Source organism: Legionella waltersii, assembly GCF_001468085.1.
GTDB classification, from domain to species: domain Bacteria; phylum Pseudomonadota; class Gammaproteobacteria; order Legionellales; family Legionellaceae; genus Legionella; species Legionella waltersii.
The window spans coordinates 200,957-210,216 of sequence record NZ_LNZB01000041.1 but is presented as its reverse complement, the minus strand read 5'-3'; the positions used below and the strand labels follow the sequence as shown (position 1 = coordinate 210,216).

Genomic DNA, 9,260 nt, shown 5'->3' with positions numbered 1-9,260 from the left:
CTGGGACTGGGGCATAAAAATAACCAGAGCAGCCTGCAGCACCTCGAGATTCCCAAAGAAATAAGCTCACTGGAGGGTGTCGTCACAGATTACTACCACACCATTGTCTTTGGCTGCGACAGCAAGGGCAGACTCCTGATTTTTGCCTGTGGAAATAACAGCCGCGGCCAACTGGGGCTGGGGCATCAAAACCACCAGAGCTGCCTGCAGCCTGTCAATCTTCCTAAAGACCTCAACTCACTGGAGGGTGTCGTCGCAGGTGGTCTCCACACCCTTGTCTTTGGCCGTGATAGCAATAAAAAGCCACTGCTCTTTGCCTGTGGATTGAACAATTATGGCCAACTGGGGCTTGGGGATAATTACAACCAGAATAGCCTCCAGCCAGTAAGGCTTCCTGAAGACCTCAACTTACTGGAGGGTGTCGTCGCAGGTGCGGGCCACACCCTTGTCTTTGGCCGTGATAGCAATAAAAAACCACTGCTCTTTGCCTGTGGAGATAACAATTATGGCCAACTGGGGCTTGGGGATAATTACAACCAGAATAGCCTCCAGCCAGTAAGGCTTCCTGAAGACCTCAACTTACTGGAGGGTGTCGTCGCAGGTGCGGGCCACACCCTTGTCTTTGGCCGTGATAGTAATAAAAAACCACTGCTCTTTGCCTGTGGAATGAACAATTATGGCCAACTGGGGCTTGGGGATCAAGCTGACCAGAGCAGCTTGCAGCGCCTTGAGATTCCCAAAGAAATCAGCTCACTGGAGGGTGTCGTCGCAGGTTTCAATCACACCCTTGTCTTTGGCCGCGACAGCCTCGGAAAACCACTGCTCTTTGCCTGTGGAAATAACGAGTATGGCCAACTGGGGCTGGGGCATCAAAACAACCAGAGCAGCCTGCAGCGCCTTGAGCTTCCTCAAGACCTCAACTCACTGGAGGGTGTCGTCGCAGGTGCTTTCCACACCCTTGTCTTTGGCTGCGACAGCAAGGGCAAGCCAACGCTCTTTGCTTTTGGAAGCAACTATGGTGGCCAACTGGGGCTTGGGCATCAAGAAAACCAGAACCTCCCAACCGCTGTCCCAAAACCCGTTATCTGCGACAGCGAAAAATATCGCCTGAAAATGGCAATAGAGCACCACATAAAAACGCTGAGCAATGAATTCAGCTGGTTTGGATTGAAAAAGAGCCCTCAGGATAAAATTAAGATACTCAAACAACTGTGTGAAAACCTTGAGCAAGTAGATAATGCAAACTCAAAACAAAAGCTCAGGGAGGTAATGAGTACCTTGTTAGAAGAACATAAACAAACCATCAAAGAGCACCGCAATTCCATGAGAAAGTGGTGCTTTTTTAGCCCTGAATCCCCCACGCACACCGAAACATTTCTCACTGAGAAAATGAACAGCCTGAAAATTTAAGTGTTAGTGGCATTTTAAACAATAAAATGCCACTTATTTATCTTATGGTCATTTAATGATCACAATTAATAATTTCTTAATAACTAAATGATAAAATGCCCTAAAATCGAATCACCAATAGAAACCTATTGTTTAGACACTTACAAACTATGACGACTATTCAAGAACAGAGTACTAATAATTCCGCAATAGAATGCGAAGTCGTTGTGGCATTGAAACGTTCTAGATACCCTAGTCATAAACTTCTATCAAATTAGACCTCAGAACAAACTTAGCTTGCAGGATTATATTTGGATTTCCTTCATATAATTTTTGTCTAACGCTAAAAAAAACGCAAATTAAAACATCGACGTAATTTTTTTGAGGTACATACAAAATGAAAGATATAACTATTGAGAATAGAAATGATTCGTTAAATTTAGTTTCGGAAAATTTAATTACAGCTATTAGAAATGTAAATGCAACGGCTTTTGCTTCTGCATTAGAAGAAATAGCTAAAATAGAACGACTTAAATCCTTAAATGAAGCATTAGCAATGATTGAGAAGCAACATAGATTAAGCCTATTTTGCAACAATGACCGATATTTAGAGACCATCTCTCGCTTGTTCTTTGAGCAAAATGAATTACTAGTGGTCTTCTTCATTTCATTACCTAATGAAATTGTTTTCAAAGCATTACAAACCAAGGATCATACAGAAGAAACGTTGCTGCAAAAAATTGTTAAGCAAGGGGATCAAGAACTGTTCTTAAAGATTTTTGATCGCCTACCAATTGAACAAAGAGCCCTTGCCCTAAAAGAGGTAAGCGATATATTTCCACCAGATTGGTATATACCTTTGCTACAAAACGCTAGCTTACCAGTTTCAATTGAGATTTTAGATCACTTGGAGCTGAAAGACCAAAAAATAGAACACATTAAAGCGTTACTTCCTCACTATAAATCAATTGTAATCAATCTGATTTGGTATAAGGCTTATACAGACCAAGACCCGAAATTTTTTAAGCAAGCTCTAGAGATTATCAATGAAAATGAGCGCTGGGAGATGGCATTATCAAGTCATAACTTCCTTAATTACCTAGGGAAGGGTAGTACACATTTACTAAAAGCTTTTATTGAGTCATTTACAATTGAAATGAGAGTGAAAGTTGTAAATCATATGTTGATAAATGGCCTTGCAAATTCGGGCCCATGTGAATATAGTGCAGTAGCTCTGTTTAAAGGCATACCAGAAGACCAACGCTTCGATCTCATGACTGTAAAAAACAAACATGGCGACTGCTATTTGCATTCCGCAATGTCCAGCGGATTAAGTCCAAGTACCGAAACAATACAAACTACATTAGGACTGCTTCCAAAAAAACGCAGATGGGAAGCATTATTGGTCGAAGATTCTTCAGGAAAAACAGTTCTACAATGGCTGTCTAAAGAACCAGATTATCTAAAAACGGGGGCTTCAATGGAAAAAAGGTACTACAAGGAAAAAAAGAGGGAAGGCTTAATCAATGTCGCTCTTGAGATGTTACCACCGGATCAGGCTCTATTGGCAAAGCAGTTTTTATATCTAAATCCTCATGGATTTTTTAACACAGGAGCTAAAGAAAACTCCATTACCACTTTTAAAACAACCCCAAGGAATTTGTTTAATTAGACTCTGTAAGCTTCAGGCCCCCAGAATATCGGGGGCTGATCCTAGTGAGGGCTTTATAATGACGCCAGATAAATCACAAAGCCATAACGAAATGAATTTGAAAATTTAATTGCTAAAGCTCATCCAGCTACTAAAGAAGTTGGTCTGAAAAAAACTGATATTGACGAAGCAATTTAAAATGCAAGGAAAAAATGATAAGAACTGATCTAGATACTCTACTCTTAACCCAATGGCTCTTTCTGAACGTCCCATTTTACAAAAGAAATTAGGTGTTTTATCCGAGAGACTAAGCACTCTTTTGCACGCCATAATCATTTGGTATAACAGACAAGTGAAATCCCAGCTCTGATCATCTAAGCTAGTTTACTTTAATCTCAACAGAATGAATATTCTGTTCAACTGAAGAAACCTCATTAGAAACTTCCTTATGCCCGCTTATTTTTTGTTTGAAAGCGTTGAATTTCTCTTTACAGTAACTCATGTTATTTGATCTATTAATTCCCTCTAACCAATCACTAAAATTAGATAGGTGTGTACCAATTGAAAGGAGTATCCCTGGAGCTTTGCCTTCCTTTTCTTTCATTATTGCTTTAACACCGATAGAAAGATTGCATCCGGCTTGATCAAGAGCCTTTAACACTGAATAATCCGTACGTTTTGCTGTACCGGTACTGAGATAGATTGATTTAAATAGATGCTCTTGCCGGTCCTGAGGAAGTCTTTCTTTAATCGTGTCAATAAATAAGTTCACTAAATGGGGTTGATTTGATTTCATTGCGAGAAGAGTATAGTTAAGAAGCTGCTCATCGCTAGGTTGATTAGTAGAACTAAACACTTTCTTAACAAGAGCTTCAACGCATTCAGTGTTACTTAATCCGCAACGTCCCTTTTTACCTATAGCCTTTTCAATAGCATCAGTATTATCTTGCTTTGTTAAAATCACTTCGGCGATTTCATCGTTAGTCAAAGGAGGAGTCGCCTTCACAGTTAAATCGTTCAATAGAGTTTGTAGAAGCTCAGGGTTTGCAGAGTTAGCTACTTTATGAATGATATTTAGGGCATTTTCTTTTGTTAATAGTTGATTAAGGTAATAGTCTTGAAATTTATTATGAGTAAGAAGCATTTCAAAGCATTTATAATGACCAGTATCGAAAGTGATATCGAAATACATGTTTATACTGTCTTCTGGTGCAATATCTTTAAGTTTAAAGTGTTTAGCTAACGGTATGCTTAGCAAATAATCCGCTACTTGGGAGTTATTGCTTTTTAAAGCTGTTATTAGTCCTAACACTATTTCCTTTGGCATGGGCTTTAGTTTATCAATAACACATTTGACAACTTCAATATTGTCTCGACGGCAAGCAAACTCCAACTGTCCACAATCAACCTCCTTCTTATTGGAGTCAATTCTTGTGAATTGAGCACTTTTACTTGAATATCTATCGTAGATATCTTCAATGGATGGAAGAGAGGAGGTACGAGGCTCTGCATTTGGATGGCGGACTAATTCTATCGTTAGACCAAGATCACCTTTTAAATTGCAATATTCTGCTATTTTGTGGAGAGCAGCTATCAATGATTCCGCATCGGGATAATCAACATATCCTTTAGGCTCATTAGGATCTGCCAATCGATAGCCTTCAGCATTGGGAGGGCGTGATACACTAACGGCATGGCCTAATACAGTCAAAAGCATTGCCTCGTCTTTTTGTAAATTAATTTCATCAAAAATTAGTTCCCAGTCCTTATCCGTGGTTATCATACAAAGTTCTAGAGAGGCACTTAATTGTTTATAATCTATAGAAAGATTTGAGAGGGAGTCTTTTTGTTCTTTTCTGACGTCAAATAGATCTGGCATGTAGGCAACTAGAACCTCGACTATAAAATGGTTAACCTCCATAAAAGAGCTGCTTGAAAGCTTCTTGGAGCTCGTTAATTTGTCCAGCATTTCATAGTATTCATTTTCTCGACCTGCAAGAACGTATTTACAACGTAGAGCAGAAAGGCCTTGACAAACACCTTCGATATCCATGCGCACAGGTAAATCTTGACTTTCTAAATATTTATTTAGAACTCTTATTAATCTGCATTGATCTCTATGTATTGGTTTATCGGTTGGCAATAGCGTTTTATCAACAGTCATTGCATTTGCCTCATACTACATTGTTCCGAAATTCAAAGTTTTTAGGCTTATCGCATTCCCAGTACTTATTAGTATAGAACTGAAAATGAGCATTTGGTGGGTAGTACAGTTATTATCATCCGTATTATAAAGGTGTTTACAATTAAAAATAGGTATGACGGATTGGGGTTTGTTTTATTTTGAGCAGCTTGGATTTGTCTTTCAAAACCACCTAAGCTCCTTCATTTCACGTCACAATCCCTACCCTATTCACAGACTTATCCACAGAATTTGTGGATAAGCATAGCTTGCATTCCCAGCTACAATTGGTTGAATCCCTTGTGGGAATTGGGGTGTTGATTTTCTGGTTGTGGATTAATTGTATATTCAGTATGTTTGTTCGCAGAGTTATGCACAGCGGTGTAATTTTTTAGATAGGGTTATACCTAAGAAATAGTAACACATTCCTCTCCTATTTCCAGCGCATCGTCTTACTTTTTTTTAAACTATTTTAAACAAACTGCTATTGACTTTTATGAGGCTCAAATGAACAAGGCTCTTTTTTCAATGAGCACACTATGCGCAAAAAAATGCATTCCTAGTTGATCGTTTACTGTGTCATAAATTGTGACTTCACTGTGGCAGTGCTTTACTGTTCTGATCTTCATCATTTTTTGTAATGTTACATTTGAGAAATGTATTAATTATTCTTCTGAATAGACATACGGGCTGAAAAGCACCTATTGTCTTTGCAATAATCCTATTTAATTAGGATTTTAATTGATTGTTCTTGTATTTTTAAATTTAATCCTACTATAATAGGATTAATGAACAATTAAATCGAAATACTTATATTAAGTCTACTCCAGTAGGATTATATGGCCAAGCAAATTAAAAAATTAAACACTCCTAATCTACAACAGCCATTAACCGCAGAATTGTTAGGGGAAGTCATTAAAGCACGCCGAACTCAAAGTGAGTTACGGCTAGAAGATGCGGCTGCTTTGTGTGGTGTAGCCAAAGAAACCTTTATGAAAGTCGAGCATGGTCAAGCGAGTTGTCAACTGGCAAGTGTATTACAGATTTGTTCCGGTTTAGGAATAAATCTGTACATAAAACCATGGATGGATGATGGTGAGGATGAAAATGATTGGGGATAAGCAGGTCTTGGATGTTTATCAGGGAGACTATCAAATAGCCCATATCACGCTTATCGAGGAGCAATTGTATTGGAGTTATAGTGCCCATTGGCAAAAGACAGGTTATGCTGTTTCTCCACACTTGCCTTTGCATGAAGATATTCCCCCATTAAACGTGCAACGATTTCTGCGAAATTTATTACCAGAAGGAAATCCTTTAGAAGTATTAGTTAATATTTTTCATTTAAGCAAATACAATACCTTTGGACTTATTCAAGCCTTAGGATTGGATACACCAGGATCACTAGTGATATTGCCATCCAATCAAGAACCGCCTAAACACGGGAATTTTCGGTTGATCACTCAGGAGGAGTTAGAAGAACGTTTAACTAATCGTGATCTCTATAGTTTAATGGTTTGGGATGGAAAACCACGTCTTTCAGTTGCTGGAGTACAAGATAAAATTAACGTGGTGTTAAATAAAGAAGAGCAACTTGGTTTTGGAGAAGGCAGCTTATGTTCTACCCATATTCTCAAATTTGAAAAACAAAAACTATCTTATTTAGTTTTAAATGAATATCTAAGTATGCAGCTTGCTAAACGCTGTTCATTGAATGTTGCCAAAGTCCAAATCAAACGTTTTGGCCAGCATCCTGCCTTATTGGTCGAGCGTTTTGATAGGAAAATAAATACCACTAATACAGTTCAAAGACGGCACTTAATAGACGGTTGTCAGGCATTGAATTTACCCCCGGAATATAAGTATGAGCAAAATTTTGGAAATAGCCGAGACGTATCTAATATAAGAGATGGGGTAAGTTTGCCTAAGCTATTTGATTTTGCAAATCAATGCATCAATCCTGCTAAAACTAAGCAACAAATACTGGACTGGGTTTTATTTAATATTTTGATATTTAATTGCGATGCTCACGGTAAAAATCTAAGTTTTTTTGTTGGGGCTAACGGCATTTCCCTCGCACCATTTTATGATTTAGTGAATATAAAAATGTATCCTGAATTTGAGCATGGCTTGGCGATGGCGTTAGGGAATGAGTTTGAAGAGAATACTATTAATGCGTATCAGTTAGCTGATTTTGCAGATACATGCCAGTTGCCCAGGTTATTAGTGGCTAAACGTTTAAAATTTTTGATTGACAAACTAACTGTTGCTTTGCAAGAAGAAATCAACCTTATTTTGACTAATGATAAGGAAGCAAATTATTTAAAGAACTATCAGGAAATTGTAGTTAAGCGATGTAAGCATTTATTAGATCAGAGTAAACTCATCCGTTCAATGGAACTCTAGTTATAAGATGCTTATAAACGCTCTGTAAATTAGCTAACAAGTATCCCGACAAATCCAATGCCTATTCTTTCGGAGGTCAAACACCCATTCCTGCGAAATTGAACACTGCTCCCTATCCATGTTGAACAACGAATCGTGTTGATGTTGAACATTGAGAGCTGATTTTTTGGACAAAGCACGCTGGTATAGTAGTCATACTCCCTCAAATTTATAAACTAGAGCATCGTCTCAAATTTTCTCCGACAAAACCTGTAAGAACAAGATTCGACGAATTGGGGTTTGTTTTATTTTGAGCAGCTTGGATTTGTCTTTCAAAACCACCTAAGCTCCTTCATTTCACGTCAAAATCCCTACCCTATTCACAGACTTATCCACAGAATTTGTGGATAAGCATAGCTTGCATTCCCAGCTACAATTGGTTGAATCCCTTGTGGGAATTGGGGTGTTGATTTAGTAGTTGCTTATTAATTGAGTATTCAGTAAGTAAGGTTGAAGAGTTATTCACAGAGGTGGAATTTTTAAGAAGGGATTATTCCAAAGAAATAGTAACACATTCCTCTTCTATTTCCAGCACATCAACTTACTTTTTTTAAACTATTTTAAACAAACCGCTATTGACTTTTATGAGGCTCAAATGAAGAAGGCTTTTTTTCAACGAACACACTATGTACAAAGGAAGTAGAACCCTATTTCATCGTTTATTGCGTTATAACACGTGGCATCACTGTGGCAGCACCTTACCGCTCTGGGCAATTTTATACCGTTTTTCTTGATAATGTATTGGTTTTACTTGTTAAATAGCAAAAGGCAAGCCCCCCCCCACTAAGATAGTTTACTGTCCAATCTACAAAGTCTCACCAAAATTTATATCGAATTAACAATAAAATACGTCGTAAAATACCACATCTTTTGTGTTGTTCTTAAAAAAACTGTTGTGCCTCCTGATATTCAGTTCGTCATATTAATGACATCGATGTACCAATTTGCTTGCATCGATGTCAAATTAAGGCTCGTAGCTTCAGATCTTCAAAGAACTCGGTACACCCCGTTTTTTGAAACTAACTATTAGAGTGGCGTCTTTAGTTTTTAAATCCATAGTATCAGGATCATAAGCATTCGGTAGTTTGAAGGATTGCATGTAGCTACTTTGTGAATAGCTGTAGCTTTTACTGCCGTTTTCTCTGTAAGTTCTTTTCTGCATGAGATGTGTATTCACAATTAATATCCCATCCTTAACAGAAACATCAATTTTACTATCAACCCCCTCAGGCTTTTGTATCGTGTAGCTAAGCTCATTGTTGAGCTCCCTCATCTGGATATCTTGCGAAGGATTCAGCATGTTTTTTAAGTTGGTAAATCCAATTGAATTACTATTAATTTTTTTAAATTGCTGCCGCATTAACCTATCCATGGATAGTTGCATGTTCCTGATTTGCTTAAATACATCGTCCGATTGAAAAAATGGATCATCATCAAAAGCAGATGCACTATTATAACTTTTTGGAGATAGCTGATGCGCATCAGTTGCATGAACTACAGACATTACTACACCAAGGATTATCGTCCAAAATAAAATCAGAATGTGTTCTTGTTTCATAACATTCTCCTTATCAATTAATCAGTATCTAATTC

At 38.0% G+C, this 9,260-nt stretch carries 6 protein-coding genes; 4 read left to right on the top strand and 2 right to left on the bottom strand.

All coding sequences use genetic code 11. The features are described from left to right. Both Lwal_RS09535 and Lwal_RS09530 read left to right on the top strand, forming a co-directional pair. A partial coding sequence (locus Lwal_RS09535) for an RCC1 domain-containing protein (RefSeq protein ID WP_420798165.1) occupies positions 1–1,410 on the top strand: 1,410 nt, incomplete at its 5' end. Between the two features lie 376 nt (positions 1,411–1,786). Further along, positions 1,787–3,061 carry a hypothetical protein gene (locus Lwal_RS09530; protein ID WP_058480569.1) on the top strand — a complete coding sequence of 425 codons (1,275 nt, stop codon included), beginning with the start codon at positions 1,787–1,789 and terminating at the stop codon, positions 3,059–3,061. Positions 3,062–3,419: 358 nt separating this feature from the next. Here the strand turns inward: Lwal_RS09530 and Lwal_RS09525 are convergent, their stop codons facing one another. Continuing rightward, positions 3,420–5,204 carry a hypothetical protein gene (locus Lwal_RS09525; protein ID WP_058480568.1) on the bottom strand — a complete coding sequence of 595 codons (1,785 nt, stop codon included), beginning with the start codon at positions 5,202–5,204 and terminating at the stop codon, positions 3,420–3,422. Positions 5,205–6,061: 857 nt separating this feature from the next. Here Lwal_RS09525 and Lwal_RS09520 point away from each other — a divergent pair. Together Lwal_RS09520 and Lwal_RS09515 are read left to right on the top strand one after the other, a co-directional pair. Beyond that, positions 6,062–6,343 (top strand): helix-turn-helix domain-containing protein, encoded by a 282-nt coding sequence (locus tag Lwal_RS09520; RefSeq protein WP_058480567.1) that lies wholly within the window; start codon positions 6,062–6,064, stop codon positions 6,341–6,343. After that, positions 6,324–7,628 carry a HipA domain-containing protein gene (locus tag Lwal_RS09515; RefSeq protein WP_058480566.1) on the top strand — a complete coding sequence of 435 codons (1,305 nt, stop codon included), beginning with the start codon at positions 6,324–6,326 and terminating at the stop codon, positions 7,626–7,628. Before Lwal_RS09520 ends, Lwal_RS09515 begins: the two co-directional genes overlap by 20 nt. Positions 7,629–8,646: 1,018 nt before the next feature. On the opposite strand, the gene Lwal_RS09510 is transcribed toward Lwal_RS09515, so the two are convergent. Continuing rightward, positions 8,647–9,225, bottom strand: coding sequence for an Hsp20 family protein (locus Lwal_RS09510; RefSeq protein WP_058480565.1), 579 nt, complete (start codon positions 9,223–9,225; stop codon positions 8,647–8,649). Positions 9,226–9,260 lie beyond the last annotated feature (35 nt).

Bases quoted from the DNA above. Each gene is read 5' to 3' on its own strand.
- Lwal_RS09510 (WP_058480565.1), bottom strand. From the start codon at position 9,225: ATGAAACAAGAACACATTCTGATTTTATTTTGGACGATAATCCTTGGT.
- Lwal_RS09525 (WP_058480568.1), bottom strand. From the start codon at position 5,204: ATGACTGTTGATAAAACGCTATTGCCAACCGATAAACCAATACATAGA.
- Lwal_RS09530 (WP_058480569.1), top strand. From the start codon at position 1,787: ATGAAAGATATAACTATTGAGAATAGAAATGATTCGTTAAATTTAGTT.
- Lwal_RS09515 (WP_058480566.1), top strand. From the start codon at position 6,324: ATGAAAATGATTGGGGATAAGCAGGTCTTGGATGTTTATCAGGGAGAC.
- Lwal_RS09520 (WP_058480567.1), top strand. From the start codon at position 6,062: ATGGCCAAGCAAATTAAAAAATTAAACACTCCTAATCTACAACAGCCA.